The 16,804-nt window shown below is 40.5% G+C and carries 15 protein-coding genes and 1 other annotated feature; of the genes, 8 read left to right on the top strand and 7 right to left on the bottom strand.

Going from position 1 to position 16,804, the window contains the following annotated elements; translation table 11 throughout:
• Positions 1-71: 71 nt before the first annotated feature.
• A complete protein-coding gene (locus tag LG273_RS02475) occupies positions 72-584 on the bottom strand; it encodes a hypothetical protein (protein WP_404457414.1) in 513 nt (170 codons plus the stop codon).
• Between the two features lie 182 nt (positions 585-766).
• Between LG273_RS02475 and LG273_RS02470 the strand changes: the two genes are divergently transcribed.
• A complete protein-coding gene (locus tag LG273_RS02470; RefSeq protein ID WP_404457412.1) occupies positions 767-2,548 on the top strand; it encodes a methyl-accepting chemotaxis protein in 1,782 nt (593 codons plus the stop codon).
• A gap of 130 nt (positions 2,549-2,678) precedes the next feature.
• Here LG273_RS02470 and LG273_RS02465 read toward each other — a convergent pair whose 3' ends face one another.
• Together LG273_RS02465 and LG273_RS02460 are read right to left on the bottom strand one after the other, a co-directional pair.
• Positions 2,679-3,242 carry a DNA-3-methyladenine glycosylase I gene (locus LG273_RS02465; protein ID WP_404457410.1) on the bottom strand — a complete coding sequence of 188 codons (564 nt, stop codon included), beginning with the start codon at positions 3,240-3,242 and terminating at the stop codon, positions 2,679-2,681.
• Between the two features lies 1 nt (position 3,243).
• Entirely contained in the window at positions 3,244-4,086 is an 843-nt protein-coding gene (locus tag LG273_RS02460; protein WP_379559917.1) for a sulfurtransferase, read from the bottom strand.
• A gap of 198 nt (positions 4,087-4,284) precedes the next feature.
• Here LG273_RS02460 and pepT point away from each other — a divergent pair, with 198 nt between their 5' ends.
• Positions 4,285-5,520 carry a peptidase T gene (gene pepT, locus LG273_RS02455; protein ID WP_404457408.1) on the top strand — a complete coding sequence of 412 codons (1,236 nt, stop codon included), beginning with the start codon at positions 4,285-4,287 and terminating at the stop codon, positions 5,518-5,520.
• Between the two features lie 18 nt (positions 5,521-5,538).
• Here pepT and LG273_RS02450 read toward each other — a convergent pair whose 3' ends face one another.
• Complete coding sequence (locus tag LG273_RS02450; protein ID WP_404457406.1) at positions 5,539-6,726, bottom strand: MFS transporter; 1,188 nt, start codon at positions 6,724-6,726, stop codon at positions 5,539-5,541.
• A 209-nt stretch (positions 6,727-6,935) separates the two neighbouring features.
• On the opposite strand from LG273_RS02450, the gene LG273_RS02445 reads away from it, so the two are divergent.
• Positions 6,936-7,985, top strand: coding sequence for a D-alanyl-D-alanine carboxypeptidase family protein (locus LG273_RS02445; protein WP_404457404.1), 1,050 nt, complete (start codon positions 6,936-6,938; stop codon positions 7,983-7,985).
• Between the two features lie 123 nt (positions 7,986-8,108).
• Here the strand turns inward: LG273_RS02445 and LG273_RS02440 are convergent, their stop codons facing one another.
• Entirely contained in the window at positions 8,109-8,642 is a 534-nt protein-coding gene (locus LG273_RS02440; protein WP_404457402.1) for an HD domain-containing protein, read from the bottom strand.
• Positions 8,643-8,846: 204 nt separating this feature from the next.
• On the opposite strand from LG273_RS02440, the gene LG273_RS02435 reads away from it, so the two are divergent.
• Genes LG273_RS02435 through LG273_RS02425 form a run of 3 tightly spaced genes read left to right on the top strand, consistent with a single transcriptional unit; the run spans position 8,847 to position 12,420 of the window.
• Complete coding sequence (locus LG273_RS02435; protein ID WP_404457400.1) at positions 8,847-9,599, top strand: DeoR/GlpR family DNA-binding transcription regulator; 753 nt, start codon at positions 8,847-8,849, stop codon at positions 9,597-9,599.
• Positions 9,596-10,516, top strand: a complete 921-nt coding sequence (gene pfkB / locus LG273_RS02430) for a 1-phosphofructokinase (protein WP_379559924.1) — start codon at positions 9,596-9,598, stop codon at positions 10,514-10,516. The genes LG273_RS02435 and pfkB overlap by 4 nt, the downstream gene beginning before the upstream one ends.
• A 5-nt stretch (positions 10,517-10,521) precedes the next feature.
• Positions 10,522-12,420: a fructose-specific PTS transporter subunit EIIC gene (locus LG273_RS02425; protein ID WP_404459459.1), complete on the top strand. Its 1,899-nt coding sequence runs from the start codon at positions 10,522-10,524 to the stop codon at positions 12,418-12,420.
• A gap of 511 nt (positions 12,421-12,931) precedes the next feature.
• Here the strand turns inward: LG273_RS02425 and LG273_RS02420 are convergent.
• Positions 12,932-13,969, bottom strand: a complete 1,038-nt coding sequence (locus tag LG273_RS02420; RefSeq protein WP_404457398.1) for a PTS transporter subunit IIC — start codon at positions 13,967-13,969, stop codon at positions 12,932-12,934.
• Positions 13,970-14,179: 210 nt separating this feature from the next.
• On the opposite strand from LG273_RS02420, the gene LG273_RS02415 reads away from it, so the two are divergent.
• Together LG273_RS02415 and LG273_RS02410 are read left to right on the top strand one after the other, a co-directional pair.
• Entirely contained in the window at positions 14,180-14,740 is a 561-nt protein-coding gene (locus LG273_RS02415) for a nitroreductase (RefSeq protein ID WP_404457396.1), read from the top strand.
• 99 nt (positions 14,741-14,839) lie between these two features.
• Positions 14,840-15,217 (top strand): UPF0715 family protein, encoded by a 378-nt coding sequence (locus LG273_RS02410; protein WP_404457395.1) that lies wholly within the window; start codon positions 14,840-14,842, stop codon positions 15,215-15,217.
• A 19-nt stretch (positions 15,218-15,236) separates the two neighbouring features.
• Here the strand turns inward: LG273_RS02410 and ddlA are convergent, their stop codons facing one another.
• Positions 15,237-16,337 carry a D-alanine--D-alanine ligase gene (gene ddlA / locus LG273_RS02405; protein WP_404457393.1) on the bottom strand — a complete coding sequence of 367 codons (1,101 nt, stop codon included), beginning with the start codon at positions 16,335-16,337 and terminating at the stop codon, positions 15,237-15,239.
• 146 nt (positions 16,338-16,483) lie between these two features.
• Positions 16,484-16,730 (top strand) — a binding site (T-box leader).
• Positions 16,731-16,804: the final 74 nt, after the last annotated feature.

Genomic DNA, 16,804 nt, shown 5'->3' with positions numbered 1-16,804 from the left:
TTAATTTATTCTATTTAAAGCATACTTCATAATAATCTAACGAGTCAAGGCATGATTCGATAGCTACTACTTTACCCCTCGTTCCAAACTATTTCACCTGAAAGGTTTAGATGGTCTATCTTTACATCAAAATGGTGCTTACTGTAGAAATGCTTTAATCGATTTACATGGCCGAAATCTCGTTCTACAATGTCTCCGGTAATGTATTGCATGTTTTCTTCTCTAGCCAATTCCTTCAAATGCTTCATAAGTACAGAGCCAAAGCCTTTATTTTGAACTCCTTTAATATCAGCAATATGGAGGGTTGAATCCCCGCGAAACTCCGCCTGTATGGCTGAATCCCAATCTCCGCGGAAAGGCTTTGTACATTCATGTAGCATTAGCTGACAATTCTCTTTACTTTTATCCGCATAAATGATCACCCATTGAGCTTCATTTGCCTGGTCAATACTAATAATCTCAGATCTCTTGGCAATTTCCTTCATGTTGCGCTGCATCCTGTGTAACTGTATCTCTAAGGAATCTAATTCTTCCTTTAGTTCCTCTTTGCCTTTTTCTTCCTCCAAAAATGCAGAATAAACCATATATATCACCTTTACTTATTAATAAGTTTCAAACACACAATTTGCTATTCTACAGGATATTCACCCCGCAATGCAAGTATCTGAAAATTATTTTTCGTAAAATTTACAATAGTACTTAAGACTTAGAAAAGTTTGCCGATATTAAAAATAAACGTTTTTTTCTGAAAACTGGGGGTCATGTTGTGAAACTAAAGAAAGCAAACCAACCAAAGAAAGTAAGAAATAATGCGAGTAATAACAAGAGCCAATCTAAATTACGTTATAAATTTGGCTGGCGTAATGTAAAAATCGGACGCAAATATATGACCGTCTTCTTTTTTACATTGCTTCTGTTTATTGCTTCGGCGTGTATTGTATTTTTCCTATTAACCAAGGGGCAAGATGATATTAGAGCGATTGAAAATAGCAGTTCACGGGTAAATGATATGGCTGACATGGCTTACCTTATTCAAGCAAAGGATGTGCAAATCGCTGACTATGTTCTCACAGAAAATGAAAAGTATATTGAGCAATTTAACCAATATCAGGAAGAATTCTCCGCTTTAGCAGAAAAGCTTGAACCCACCATGAAAACCGATGATCAGCGCAGTAATTTTAATGCCATTGTGAGTAACAATGAATCAAATGACCGGGCGTTTAAGGAAGAAATTATTCCTTCTATAGAAGAAGGTCAATCCATTATGGCAAATTCCCTGCGTGCCTACACGTCCAGGTTAAGAACAGAAACGATTGAGCATGTAGATGAACTGATTGCTATGATTAATGAGGATCAGCAAACCGCTGTTCAGAATGCCCAGTCTAGTATACAAAACAGCACAATAACCCTAGGGCTTGCCACCATTCTTGCAGCATTAATCGGCATTCCCTTAATGATCATCATTAGTAGAATTATTACGAAAAACCTGAAGAAAGTGGTAAAGGTAACGTATGAGGTTGCAAATGGAAATTTAAAAGTGTCAGATATGGATTACAGTGGTAAAGACGAGATTGGTCAATTAGCTGAATCTGTTAATAAGATGAAAGGGAATATCCACAATATTTTAGTGAAAGTTGCCGATGCTTCCAATTCAGTCTCCTCCAGAAGTGAAGTTCTTACACTATCTGCTAAAGAAGTTAGTGAAGGAAACACACAAATAGCCACTACAATGGAAGAGCTAACGACGGGTGCTGAAACGCAAGCCAACAGTGCTTCAGAGCTATCAGAAAACATGAATGACTTTGTTAAGAAAGTTGAGCTATCTGAGCAAAACGGTCAGGAATCTGTCAAAAATTCCAATCAAGTTCTGGAACTTACAAAAGAAGGTACTGCGCTAATGAATAAATCTGTAGCACAAATGAAGCAAATTGATACCATTGTTTCTACTTCAGTTGAAAAAGTTCAAGGGCTTGATAAGCAATCTAATGAAATTTCTCAGCTTGTTCTTGTCATTAAAGATATTGCCGATCAGACAAACCTCCTTTCATTGAATGCAGCAATAGAAGCCGCAAGAGCAGGAGAGCACGGGAAAGGATTCGCAGTCGTCGCTGATGAGGTACGAAAGCTTTCAGAACAAGTGGCAGAGTCAGTTGGAGAGATAACAAGGATTGTGCAACGTATTCAAGCTGAAACAACGGAAGTAGTTGGTTCGTTAAATGTAGGATATAAAGAGGTACAGCAAGGAACTAAGCAAATTGAAGAAACTGGCCAGAACTTTAACTCGATCGATCAATCCGTTACTGAAATGACCAAGAAGATATCGTTTATTTCCGAAAATCTAAGGGATATTTCTAAAAATAGTAAAGATATGAATCATTTAATTGAAGAAATAGCTTCCGTCTCTGAAGAATCAGCTGCTGGAGTAGAGCAGGCTGCAGCTTCTGCACAGGAAACATCCAGTTCCATGGAGGAAGTATCATACAGTGCAGATGAATTAGCCAAATTAGCAGAGCAATTAAATAAGGAACTAAAAGTATTTAAGCTGTAGACCTTATTTGTTTTCCAATTAGATGCTAGGAATGAGACCCTTTCTAGCACGCAAAAAGATGCCGAACGATCATTTAGACGATTGATCGCTCGGCATCTCCATTTTTCCCTATCCCTAATTATAGTTGCACTTAATTACCCTTCTCCAAGAAGCATGATGTGGTATGGTCCCAAACCATTCCTGTTGCTTGCATAAAGGCATAACAAATAGTTGGCCCGACAAATTTGAATCCTCGACGTTTCAAATCCTTACTCATCCGCTCTGATTCCTCGGTCACAGCAGGCACCTGTTCCATCGATTCCCAATGATTCACAATTGGTTTTCCACCGACAAACTGCCAGATATATGACTGGAAGCTACCAAACTCCTCTTTTACTTGTAAAAAGGCCTGGGCGTTTGTAATGACAGACCGAACTTTTAACTTGTTTCGGATAATTCCCTCATTTGCTAGCAGTTTCTCAACTTTCTCTTCACTATACTTGCTTACTATTTCGGGTTGAAAGTTGTCAAATGCCTTACGGTAATTGTCTCTTCTTTTTAATATGGTAATCCAGCTAAGCCCTGCCTGAGCACCCTCCAGGCAAAGCATCTCAAATAACTTTCGATCATCGGTTACTGGAACCCCCCACTCCTCATCATGATAGGCAATATAAAGGGGGTCGTCAGTTACCCATGCACAGCGTTCTTTTTCCATCCTACTCTTCCTTTGTTTCTATTTTATTTTCGTCATAAGAGATCCAATCACTAAAGCTTCCCGGGTATAGTTTTACATTTTCATAGCCTGCCATTTTCAATGCCAGTATATTGGGGCATGCTGATATACCTGAACCACATGAGACAATGACCTCAGTTTCCTCGGGAATAGCTGAAAAATGCTCTTGCAGTTCCCTATCCTTTTTCCATGCACCCCTATCATTTAGGACTCCCTTCCAAAAGTAATTTTTGGCACCTGGTATGTGTCCTGCTTTATGATAGAGTGGCTCAGTTTTTCCTAAGTATCTATCCATTTCTCGTGAATCAATTAATACGGCTGCATCTTTTTCAAGTTTTTGTTTCACTTCATCTATATTCACAGTTTGTTCTTCTCGCATCACAGGGTTAAACAGCTTGGAAGATATTACAGGCACCTTGTCGGTAACAGAACCACCTTGCCTAACCCATTCTTCATAACCACCATCGAGCACATAGGACCGTTCATGCCCAAGACAATGCAAGAGCCACCATAATCTAGCAGCAAACATGTCATTGGTCTGGTCATAGATCACAACACATGTTTCTTGATCAATTCCAATGTTACCTAGTTTTCTTGCAAGTTTTTCCATATCAGGGAGTGGATGCTTCCCACCATGCTTTGCTGCTTTACTGGAAAGATCCTTTTCCAAATCTAAATAAACTGCTCCAGGAAGGTGATCTTTTATATATTGCTTTCTTCCAGCCTCAGAATTTTTTAATTGGAAGCGCACATCTACGATAACAGTATTGTCATTATTATTCTCCAAGCGTTTTTTCAATCGCGGTACACTAATAATATAAGACATGTTTACCCCTCCAGTGGGTGATTTTTTAAAATAAACTTCTATCTAATTATGATTTATTCTAACGCAAGGCCATGTCAAATCCAACTGTTGCTTAAAAGTTTCCTTAAATAAGAAAATTCACGCTATGTTATATGCGGGATAAGAAACAATAAGGTATACTACCAATATATCTAAATTTTATAACAGGGGATGAATACAGTGAAGCAAGAATTAATAGATCGTTTAATTACGTATACAAAGATGGATACACAGTCTAATGAGCAGAATGAAGAAACGCCATCTACTCAAGGACAATTTGAATTGGCCAATCTGTTAGTAAAAGAGTTACAGGAAATTGGCATGATGGACGTGACGGTAGACGATAATGCATATGTGATGGCCACCCTTCCAGCAAACACGGATAAAGACCTTCCGACAATCGGATTTTTAGCTCACTTAGACACGGCAACAGATTTTACCGGAAAAAATGTAAATCCTCAACTAGTCGAAAATTATGATGGAAAGAACTTAACATTGAATGAAGCTTTGAATGTTGTACTGTCACCTGGTGAATTTCCGGAGCTCCCTTCCTATAAAGGGCACACCTTAATCACTACCGATGGCACCACATTGCTTGGGGCTGATAATAAAGCAGGAATTGCAGAAATCATGACAGCGATGAACCATTTGATCCAGCATCCAGAAATAAAGCATGGAAAGATCCGTGTAGCTTTTACACCAGATGAGGAAATTGGCAGAGGACCACATAAATTTGATGTAGAACGTTTTGATGCGGATTATGCGTACACGATTGATGGCGGTCCGCTTGGAGAATTACAGTATGAGAGCTTTAATGCTGCCGGCGCACGTGTTACCTTTTACGGAAATAGCGTTCATCCTGGAACAGCCAAGAATAAAATGGTGAATGCAGGAAAGATGGCTGCTTCGTTTATTAATAAATTTCCTGAGCACGAATCGCCTGAGTACACAGAGAATTACGAAGGGTTCTACCATTTAATTTCTGTTTCGGGAGATGTAGAAAAAACGGAAGTAAGCTACATTATCCGTGATTTTGATAAAGATAGCTTCGAGACCAAGAAGGAAACGTTCAAAAAATTTGCAGATGAAATAAAAGAAGCGTACGGAGAATCAAGGGTTAAACTGGAATTAAAAGACCAATATTACAACATGCGAGAGAAAATTGAGCCTGTAATGGAAATTGTAGATATTGCCCAGGAAGCAATGACAAATCTGAACATAGTCCCGATTATCCGACCAGTACGTGGTGGAACAGACGGCTCCCAGCTTTCCTACATGGGCCTACCTACACCAAATATTTTCACTGGAGGCGAAAACTTTCACGGCAAATTTGAATATATTTCTGTAGAAAATATGGAAAAGGCTACGAATGTTATTGTAGAAATATGTAAGTTGTATGAAGCAAAGCATAATTAGCCATCTAAACCCTGACTTTTAGTCTCGAGTCAGGGTTTTCTTCTTTTCTCTAATGAACAAAGAAAAGATGGACCCGAATCCCAGAATAGCTGCAAGCAAACAACAACTTACCATAAATCCAAATGCTTGATATAAAGGTACAGCGATCATAGGTCCAATGGTTGCCCCAACAAACAGGATAAACGCATAGAAAGAAGAAGCAGCCGCCCGCTCTGCGCCTCCCCATTCCCCAACAAGAAGCATCATGACCGGAAATGTTAGTGAGATCCCAGCCACAAACAAAATACTCATTACCGTTATCATAAGCGGATTTGAAAATAAGCCAACTCCACATAGCCCCCCTATACTGATAGCCAGACTACCTCTCAATATCCGAATGGCACCAAATTTCTCTACAAAATAACCTGAACACAAGGAAAGCAGCATTCCTATAAATCCAACTGAACGAATGAATAAAAGCTCTATGTCTGTTATATAGTATGGCGCAGCTTGTAAAGAACCCCCAAGAATCGTATACATCCCGATAAACGCTAAAAGAAGCACACTTGTAATTACATAGCAATACATAAGTTGTTTCACTTTTAAGAGCCTGATAACCGACTTCCAATACTGCTGTTTATAAATAGTGCTGGCTTGTTTCCTTTCTTTAGGCAATCCCCAAGTCATCATGAAAAAAATAAGTATATACAAAATGCCAAACACCAAAAAAATAGCCTGCCATTTGTAATAATAGTCCAGGATGGTTGCCATAACTTGGCCAAATATCCCAGCTGTAACGTACCCAAAACTAATATAACTAATCGCCGTAATACGCTGGCGCTCCGGATATGTTTGGAAGACATACGTTAAGGCATTTGGAGCAAATGATGCCGCAAAAAACCCCTGAAATGCTCTTAGTAGAAGCAATGTAGAATAATCCATCACGAGTCCACCCGCTAAGGTAATAATTCCTAGCGTCAATAAACCTGTTAGCATTGTACGTCTATTGCCAAAACGACTGCCGATCGGGCCAAACACTAAAAAACCCACCGCGTAGAAAAACGAAAAAACACTTGCGGCACCTGCAGCCTGCGTATGATTAATCTTTAAACTCTGCATTAACGGCTCTGTTAAAGGGGTCATTGTATAAACACTAGAGACAACAGTTAAGGCACATAAAAAAAGGATAGCCGTCATGGCAGCATATTTTTTCCGAGAAAGAATCATAGAAACCACCACACTCGTTCTGTTTTCTATAATTTATGCCTAAGATTACTACATGTTCCTATTCACCCTCCATGCAGTTGGGAAATATCTCTATTGTCCTTTCCTCCTAAAATATGAGAGAATAATAGATAGTTTTTGACCACATATGCTTAATACAATGTTCATATATCTAATCTATAACGAGGATTAACACTAGGGAGAGACAATCGATGAAAAAGAAATTAATTATAGCATTAGCAGTGCTTTTATTACTCATTTCTGGCTGTAGTACCTCCAATAACAACGAGGAATCACAGGAGCAGCCTAGCAGTTCACCGGATAAACAGGAAACACCTGTTGATAATGAAGAAACAGAAACGGACAAAGCACAACAGGAAGAAAAGATTACTGCACCAAAGGAAACCTTACAAAAAAAAGATGAGGGAAAAAACGTAACTTCTTTACAAAACGCACTCCGGGAAATTGGCTATAAGCTGTCAGAAGACGGGGTGTACGAAGAGGCTACCACATGGGCCATAACCGACCTGCAGCTTCAGTTTGAAAAGTTACAGGCTACTGGGGTGTATAATAAAGCTACTCAGAACGTTCTAAGCTCCTTGCTTGAAGACGCTGAGACTGATTTCCAACCTGGAAAAGCATTGCCAAAGCAGGCTGAGACTACGATGACTTCACATGGCACACCTGTTTTAAGCAATCCATATGACCAGCTGGCTATCGTCAATAAAGAATTCGCTTTGCCTGCTGACTATGTGCCGGAGGATCTCGTGACACCAAACGTCCGCTTCCCGTTCACCGAAGATCTCCCTAAAAAACAAATGCGCCAAGTTGCAGCTGATCATTTAGAGGAGCTTTTTGCAGCAGCAGACGAAGCAGGCCTTGATTTGTATGCACAATCTGGCTTTCGCTCCTATGACAGGCAAGATGCTATCTTCGCTAGCAACGCTGCCGAGCATGGTGAAGAGGCAGCGAATAATTTCAGTGCACGACCTGGAGAGAGCGAGCACCAGACAGGGTTGGCAATGGATGTAACAAGCCCTGAAGTCAACTTTCAATTGAACACCGATTTTGGTGAAACAGATGAAGGCAAATGGGTAGAAGAGCATGCAGCCGAATATGGTTTTATTATCCGTTATCCAAAAGGAAAAGAAACCATTACGCAATACCAGTATGAGCCTTGGCATCTCCGTTATGTCGGAGAAGAAACAGCAAAGGAAATGATGAAAGAGGGCATTACGTTAGAAGAATATTTCGCAGAGTAATTTTGCAGCCTGTTCTTATGGAACAGGTTTTTTATATGCAGAAAAAATGGCTGTTTTCTTAAGGAAAAAGTAATGATGTCGACTTATGTAAGGACAGATGGAGGAGCTTATTAGAAAAGGCACTTAACTAATGTCCGCTGCCCTTTCTCTTTCCACCTGATCGATCTGTCTGTCCAATTGGCGAATTCTTTCCAACGCGGCATCCCTATCTATTTTTTTATAATGATGATTGCCGCCAGCTTCTTCATCGGCTTCATCAGCCATATTTACGACCTGTTGTAATGGTTTCAGCTGAAGATCGCCTTCTGGTAGATAGGAGTCTGTATGGAGTAAAATCGCTACCGCTATTTCTTTTGCCGCCATCCGATCTTCCCCAATTCTAATCAGCAATTTATGCGCCCGGCTTGCACCTTTTATCGCATGGATATCATTTTCCTTGTAAAGATCATAATCCCACTCTCCATCTCGATACCATGTGTAATGCCCTACATCGTGTAACAGCGCGGCCTTTGTGGCATGATCTGTATTGACATTGTATTTTTTGGCAAACCTAAAGGCATATTCTGCGACAGAGATCGCATGTGCCACGCCTGAACGTTTTAAATACTTTTGGGTAATGGGATGGTTAAATACTTCTTCCAAAGTTACTTTTCTCATAGCTCTCGCTCCTTCCTTAAAAATATTTTTATGAATATAGCATTATTTCCGTGTATTTGCAATAGATTATTTACCTACTTTTCGCCATTTTAAACACCGTTTCCGCAAAATGATTACTTTTGAGTGTTTTTGATTGTTTGTGGTTGATTTTTGCAATCGTTTACTTTATAATTTGAATGACTCAAACGTAATGGAGTGATTCATATGTTAACCACGGAAAGACAATCCATTATCGTAGACCTTCTAAAAGAAAAGCAGACGGTTACCATACAGGATATGATTGAAGCTACAGAGGCTTCGGAATCAACCATTCGCCGTGATTTAACGGAAATGGAGAAGAAAAAGTTACTAAAAAGAATTCATGGTGGCGCGACATGGACGGAACAAAAGATCCGGGAAATGAGCGTTTTAGAAAAATCAACCAAAAACCTTCAAGATAAAAAACGAATTGCTCAATACGCTGCCTCACTAGTCGAAGAAGGAGATTGTGTTTTTCTTGATGCAGGTACAACCACCTACCAAATGATTCCTTATTTAAAACATAAAGATGTAGTGGTCGTCACGAACGGTCTTAACCTGGTTGAGCGTTTAATGGAACATGAAATCACTGCATATTTAACAGGTGGCAAAATGAAGGCCAAAACAAGTGCGGTTGTTGGGACACAGACAATTAATTCAATTAAGAGTTATCGCTTTGATAAATGCTTTCTTGGCGTAAACGGCTTCGACATAACATACGGCTATACAACACCGGACCCAGAGGAAGCTAGCATTAAGCAGACTGCACGAAGTTACGCACTAAAAGCATACGCGCTGGCTGATCCTTCTAAGGCAGGTAAGGTTAACTTTGCAAAAATTTGCGAGCTAAATGAAGCTACCTTAATCACAGGCTCCTTGCCTAAAGAAATACTACAAAAACTAGACGCAATGAAAACTATAGAGGTGATTCAAACATGATCTACACTTGCACCATGACACCGTCGATTGATTACACAACCTATCTCCCTTCTTTTCGAGGCGGAGAACTAAATCGAACAAATGAAGTTTATTACTACCCTGGAGGAAAAGGGATTAACGTTTCACGTGTCCTTCAACGACTAGGAGTCGAGACAACGGCTACCGGTTTTATCGGTGGGTTTACTGGAGAATATGTAAAGGACTTTCTTAAACAGGAAGGCGTCCAAACAGACTTCATCGAGACAAATGACATTACCCGGATTAATGTGAAAATTAAAGCCGACCAAGAGTCAGAGTTAAATGGACCTGGCCCCGACATAAATGAAGCCCAGCTCGCACAATTAACTGCTAAGCTTAACTCTCTTACAAGTAAAGACTGGTTTGTCCTGGCTGGAAGCCTGCCAAAATCCATCAGCATGGAAACGTACCGTGAGATGTTGGCAACATGCCGGGAAAATGGTGTACCTTTCGCGCTCGATACCTCAGGGCCCGCTCTAAAAGAGCTGTTACAAGAAAAACCCTTTTTAATCAAACCTAATGAGCATGAGCTTGGTGAACTTTTCGATGTCACCATAAACACCAAGGAAGAAGCAATCGTGTATGCGAAAAACCTTGTCGAAAGCGGTATTCAGCATGTGATTGTGTCCATGGGCGGAGCGGGTGCCATTTTGGTAAGTAAGGATCACGTATTAGCCGCTACGGCACCTAAAGGGCAAGCAGTCAATACAGTTGGCGCAGGAGACTCACTTGTTTCCGGCTTCCTGGCTGCTTTTGCAAAAGACAACGACCCAGTTGCTGCCTTTAAATACAGCGTGGCAACAGGAAGTGCCACCGCTTTTACCACAGATTTATGTGAAAAAGCAGACGTAGAACAACTGGTAGATAAAGTTAAAATAGAAACACTGGAATGGAAGTGACGAACATGAAAATAACAGAGCTACTAAAACAAGAAACTATCATTCTTGATCTGCAGGCAAAAACGAAAGAAAATGTCTTAACAGAGCTCATTGACCAGCTTGATCGTGCTGGAAAATTGGCTGACAAACAAAAATTCACTGAAGGAATTCTTGGTAGAGAAGAACAGAGCACAACAGGTATTGGAGAAGGTATTGCTATCCCTCATGCTAAATCGGCAGCTGTGAAAGTACCATCTATTGCCTTCGGACGATCCACAGAAGGAATTGATTATGATTCACTGGATGGTCAGCCTGCTCATCTTTTCTTTATGATTGCAGCAAGTGATGGGGCAAACAACGCTCACTTAGAAGCACTTTCTCGCTTATCTACTTTCTTAATGGATGAAAAATTCCGTGGCAAAATCTACGATGCTACTTCAGTGGAACAAATACTGGAGGCAGTTAACCAAAAGGAAGCAGAGCTTGAAGAACCGGAGCAACCTATTACTGAAGCTCCTGCAGACTCTAAAAAAATTCTTGCTGTAACGGCTTGCCCTACCGGAATTGCCCATACGTATATGGCGGCTGAAAAGCTAAATGAAACAGCAAAAGAGATGGGCATTAACATTAAAGTAGAAACAAATGGTTCGAGTGGTGTCAAAAACCGCTTAACAGATCAAGAAATAGAAGAAGCGGACGCAATCATTGTTGCCGCTGATACAAAAGTGGAAATGGCTCGTTTTAACGGAAAACATGTGATTCAGACACCTGTTGGAAAAGCCCTACATGAATCTGAAAGCTTACTTACAAGAGCTGCGAAACAAGATGCTCCCGTATATAAACATGAGGGCGGAAAAGATGAATCGTCCGAAAAAGGTGGGAAAAGCGGATTCTATAAACACCTTATGAATGGTGTATCCAACATGCTTCCATTCGTAGTTGGTGGAGGGATCTTGATTGCCCTTTCCTTCTTCTGGGGCGTGGAGTCAAGTGACCCAACTAGTGATGAATATAATGCATTTGCTGCGATGTTAAATGCAATTGGCGGTGACAAAGCATTCTTCTTGATGGTGCCAGTACTTGCCGGATTTATCGCGTCAAGTATAGCTGAGCGTCCGGGATTTGCTCCAGGTATGGTCGGCGGTCTAATTGCAGTCACGGTATCAGGAGCTGAGGGTGCTGATGGAGGCTCTGGTTTCCTCGGTGGACTGATCGCTGGTTTCCTTGCAGGTTATGTAACACTATTTGTTAAAAAGGCATTCTCCAAATTGCCTGATGCTTTAGAAGGCTTGAAACCTGTTCTATTCTTCCCGTTATTCAGTATTGCAATAACTGGGATCATTATGATGTTGATCAATCCGCCACTTACCCAGGTCTACACTGGTATATCTTCCTTCCTAGAGGGAATGGGTGGAACAAACCAAGTGCTCGTCGGTATTATATTAGGCGCGATGATGGGCTTTGACCTTGGTGGCCCAATTAATAAAGCTGCCTATACATTTGGTATTGCCATGCTTGATGCTGGTAACTATTCATTTATCGCAACCGTAATGGCAGCAGGTATGGTTCCTCCACTAGGAATGGCGATTGCCACTACGTTGTTTAAAAACAAATTTACGAAGCAAGAACGAGAAGCTGGTAAGACTGCATACGTGTTAGGCGCCTGCTTTATTACAGAAGGTGTGATCCCATTTGCAGCTGCTGACCCAGCTCGTGTTATTCCATCAGTAATGGCTGGTGGAGCGGTAACTGGTGCTTTAACGATGCTGTTTGATATCGGGCTTCGCGCTCCACACGGAGGAGTATTCGTAATTGGACTTGTTGAAGGCGGGTTGGCGAAAGGATTACTTTACTTACTTGCGATTATAGCTGGTGCGGTAGTAGCTGCATTGGTTGCAGGTGTGTTGAAGAAAAGAATAGCTTAAAAAAGAGGCTCACATGTTTATAAAGACATGTGAGCCTCTTTACTATGCTGACCCTTATTTTTTTGCGTAGTCAATAACTCAACTTTCACGTTAAGAAAATAAAGTCCCCACCCTGTTTGAAGGCTTTGAAGTAATAAGAAATTATCCCTGCCACTAGGACTCTCTTTTACGTCAGTTAATCGCCGAGAAAGCTAGTTTTATGATAAAGTGAAACTTCACTTAGTGGGGGGTTCCCTTCCTGTGGGGTCTCGCCGACCTCTTATTTCCCACTGGAGTCTACGTATATGCAATCTGCTAATAGTAGTAGATATGGCCGTTATCAGCCACGATTTTTATGAGGACATAGTGATATTTCGTATAAAAAGCATACGATATGAAACCATATGGAACATCTTCATTAGCTTCCTAGAAAGCAAGCTGCCTGACTCCTGTAGGAAAAGCAAGTGATCGAAGGCCCCACTTCATTTCCTGATGTACGAACAATCCCTATTGGTGCACTACTTTCCTTTTCCTACTCATACGTAATTTTCATATCTCCGTACTTGATCCAGCCTTTTTTCCGAAACAATTCTGAGACAAAAAGACTGATTAGTGCTGGGGCAATAAAATGTAGTAACAACACTCCCAAAAGAACAGTGGCAGAAAAGCCCATTGATTCAAATGTCATGATCTGTCCAACTAAACCACTTGTACCCATTCCAGCACCAGAAGCATTATTGGTCATCTCTAGCCATACAGTCGCGATAGGAGCCAAGATAATAGCGGCAATTGTAGGCGGCAAAAGGATAATTGGCTTTCTAATGATATTCGCTACCTGTAGCATGGAGGTCCCTATTCCTTGTGCAATAAATCCACCAAAGCCATTTTCTCTGTAGCTCGCGATAGCAAAACCAATCATATGGGCCGCACAACCAATTGTGGCTGCTCCAGCTGCCAGTCCATCTAAGGACAACATTATGGCAATAGCTGCAGAAGATATTGGCGCCGTTAAAGCAAACCCCATCAAAACCGCTACCAAGATGCCCATAATAAAAGGCTGCTGTGTCGTTGCCCAGTTAATTACTTCACCAAAGCCAATCATAAAAGCGTTTATGGGTGGACCGATAAAGGATCCGACAATAAAGCCTGCAAGAATGGTTACAAAGGGCGTTACAATAATATCTACTCTTGTTTCCTTATAAACAATCTTCCCTATCTCTGTAGCTAATAAAGCAGCCACATAGCTTCCTGCTGGGCCTCCAAGCTCTGCACCATAAGCACCTGCAAACAACACAGAAAACAAAACAAGCGGTGGAGCCTTAAGTCCATAGGCAATGGCAACCCCTATTGCTCCACCCATAATTTTCGTATCCATAGCAAAGCTACCCATCTCTACCATTGATGCACCGAGACCTGGTGCAATTCCACTAACAAGCTCTTCGCCCAAGGTTTTAATAATTAGTCCTATAATTAAAGATGCAAATAACCCTAATGCCATATAGCTTAATGCGGTTATGAGGTATTCCTTAATAGATAGTGAAACCCCTTTTCTAGCTAAGAAATCTTTCATTCTTTCACCCCTCTAACATTGTGAAGAAAATCACATTCAAATAAATAGAAAGCACTTTCTTCTTTCTTATTATCACGTCAGGCTAACTATTTTTCAAGTCTTACTTTCTCCCCCTCCAACTAGAGGTGCAGTTGCTTTTCCTATTTTTATCCGATACAATTAAATGAAAACTATTATCAATTGCGCGTAAATAGAATCAGGAGGCATATTATGGATTCGACAGATAAAAAAACCGCTCTAGCAAAAGCGATTCGGGAGCGCCGTTCCGTGAAAAAAGGCTATAATGATAAACCTGTAACAGAAGAAGTTATCTTGGACCTATTAGAAGATGCAGTCTGGGCTCCAACTCATGGAATGCGGCAACCATGGCGTTTTATCTTTGTAGGACCTAAAAAGCTTGGAAGTTTTGCTAAGAAAGTAGCTTCTACCTACCCTGAAGAAAGACAGCAAAATCGTGAAGATTACCTCAACGAACCGAACGCCATACTTGTTGTCGTAATGGACGAACCTGAAATACCAAAGCAATGGGAAGAAAATTATGGTGCTGTAGCGTCCATGATTCAAAATTTCTGGTTGCTTGCATGGGAAAATCAGCTCGGTGCCGTTTGGAAAACCAACCCCCACATTTATGACCCGAAAGTTAAAAAAATACTGGATATTGCCGAAGAGGAAAAGATTGTTGGATTCATTCATTTAGGCTATTTCGATGAACAACCTGCTGAAAAAGAGCGCATGCCGGTTGCTTATAAATTTAGTCGTTTTGAAGGTTAAATACTCAAGGCAACGCGTCTAATATGCCACAGGAACAATGGCACCAGAGAGTAGGAGTCTCTCCCCTTCTCTGGTGCCATTTAACTGATCTTTCATTTGGTGGTGATTAACATAATCGCTCTCTTATTCGTTTGTTTAGTTGGATCTTCTATACTCTCAAGTTTATTTTACTTTCTATTTTTGTTTACGCATTTTAGCTTTCTGGCATTTATGATTATTTCTATCATTTATTTTTTATGTTATCTATTTTTTGCTGTACCAGTTCAGTTATGGTTACGGAAAAGGCCTAAACGATTTTCTGTTAAATATCTTTTGACTTATTTTTCGGTGGCCTTCCTCGTAATAGTAATATTATTCTTAATGCATGATAACCCTGATTTTGCTTCAGCATTTCTATTATCTTCTTACCATGCTTTTGTTTTTTGGTTACTGGATTCGATTATTTTGAAGGATAAGATGCTAAACATACCTTCTTAAGTTTCTTATCTTTTCAACCTTATTCCCACACTGTGCTCTTCAGCTGCTGATCTCCTACATGTCGTTCGATCGCTAAATCTATTAAAGCTGTAATGAGCTCAGGGTATGCAAGGCCGCTCACTTCCCATAGCTTAGGGTACATACTTATTTTCGTAAAACCTGGCAAGGTGTTAACTTCATTTACAATGATTTTCCCTTCTTGGGTTAAGAAGAAATCCACTCTAGCAAGTCCTTCACACTGCAAGGCCTTAAATGCGTCGATAGCTGTTGCCTTTATTTCAGCAGCAACTTCATCATCGAGCTTTGCTGGTATAGACAGTTCTGCACCATTTTCATCGATATATTTTGATTCGTACGAGTAGAAATCACTTTGTGGAAGTATTTCTCCTAACTCTGACGCTTTCGGGGAATCATTACCGAGAACCGCGCATTCAATCTCACGACCATGAATCATTTCCTCTACGATAATTTTATGATCATATTGAAAAGCTGCTTCTACGCCGGCCAAGAATTCCACTTTAGTAGAAGCCTTTGTCACTCCTACTGAAGATCCCTGATTAGCTGGCTTAATAAAAAGTGGTGTCCCGATAGTTTCTACTATCTCTTCAAAAGAGATGCTTGCTTTATTCGCCCTAGTAAAGGAAAAGCCTTTCGCAACCTCTACCCCAGCATCCTTAAGCACTATTTTCGCTATTGCCTTATCCATACAAATGGCAGATGAGAGAACATTTGGTCCGACGTAAGGAAGGTTGGCCAGCTTTAACATCCCTTGCAAACTACCATCTTCACCCAAAGTTCCATGAACAATTGGAAAAATGACATCAAGCTGCTCTAAAGGGGTGGCATCCCCTGCTTTCACTAGCTGTTCCATGTCTTTACCTGGTACAATCGCAACCGATTCATTTGATTTATTTAACTCGATTAGTTTCGGGTTTTCTTCATTCAGTAAATAAGAAGAAGCATCATTTAAATGCCAATTCCCCTGTTTATCGATGCCAATTAATACAACTTCATACATTTCTTTATTAATAGCATCAGCTATGTTTTTCGCAGATTGCAAGGATACTTCATGCTCTGCGGATTTCCCTCCGAAAATAATTCCAACCTTCTTTTTCCCCATTTCCTAACATCCTTCCATTGATATATAGTTTTACCATATCACAAGAGAGCTTGGAAGAACTAGATTCCCCACACGAAATTTTTTTACACAAAACATCTTGACTTTTATCCCTTTATCTTTTATCATTATTTTCAATCAACTTAATCGAATGAGCGTTGAAGAAGATAGTAACCTATTTTGAACACTTGCAGAGAGCTGATGGTTGGTGAGAATCAGTGTGAACAATTAGGTGAATGGGCTTCTGAGCTTCCAAACCGAACCAGTATGCAGTAGGCTTTGGCGAACAGGTCTCATCGTTACACGAGACGAATATTGGGCGAATAATGCCCGATGTTGCTAAAGTGAGCTGTATTTCAGCTAATAAAGGTGGTACCACGGTCCCTCGTCCTTTTCGGATGAGGGACCTTTTTGTTTTCATAGGAAATTATAAAATCTGGTTGCTGTGGATAACGAAACAACTGAACCAG

This window comes from Oceanobacillus kapialis, from assembly GCF_044790185.1.
GTDB lineage: Bacteria > Bacillota > Bacilli > Bacillales > Amphibacillaceae > Oceanobacillus_B > Oceanobacillus_B kapialis.
Note: the sequence above shows the minus strand (reverse complement) of the source record. Positions and strands in the feature narration are given on the sequence as shown.

Coding starts and splice junctions, on each gene's coding strand:
- LG273_RS02445 (WP_404457404.1), top strand. CDS start 6,936: ATGAAAAAGAAATTAATTATAGCATTAGCAGTGCTTTTATTACTCATT.
- LG273_RS02440 (WP_404457402.1), bottom strand. CDS start 8,642: ATGAGAAAAGTAACTTTGGAAGAAGTATTTAACCATCCCATTACCCAA.
- ddlA (WP_404457393.1), bottom strand. CDS start 16,337: ATGGGGAAAAAGAAGGTTGGAATTATTTTCGGAGGGAAATCCGCAGAG.
- LG273_RS02460 (WP_379559917.1), bottom strand. CDS start 4,086: ATGTCTTATATTATTAGTGTACCGCGATTGAAAAAACGCTTGGAGAAT.
- LG273_RS02475 (WP_404457414.1), bottom strand. CDS start 584: ATGGTTTATTCTGCATTTTTGGAGGAAGAAAAAGGCAAAGAGGAACTA.
- pfkB (WP_379559924.1), top strand. CDS start 9,596: ATGATCTACACTTGCACCATGACACCGTCGATTGATTACACAACCTAT.
- LG273_RS02465 (WP_404457410.1), bottom strand. CDS start 3,242: ATGGAAAAAGAACGCTGTGCATGGGTAACTGACGACCCCCTTTATATT.
- LG273_RS02450 (WP_404457406.1), bottom strand. CDS start 6,726: ATGATTCTTTCTCGGAAAAAATATGCTGCCATGACGGCTATCCTTTTT.
- LG273_RS02425 (WP_404459459.1), top strand. CDS start 10,522: ATGAAAATAACAGAGCTACTAAAACAAGAAACTATCATTCTTGATCTG.
- LG273_RS02435 (WP_404457400.1), top strand. CDS start 8,847: ATGTTAACCACGGAAAGACAATCCATTATCGTAGACCTTCTAAAAGAA.
- LG273_RS02420 (WP_404457398.1), bottom strand. CDS start 13,969: ATGAAAGATTTCTTAGCTAGAAAAGGGGTTTCACTATCTATTAAGGAA.
- LG273_RS02415 (WP_404457396.1), top strand. CDS start 14,180: ATGGATTCGACAGATAAAAAAACCGCTCTAGCAAAAGCGATTCGGGAG.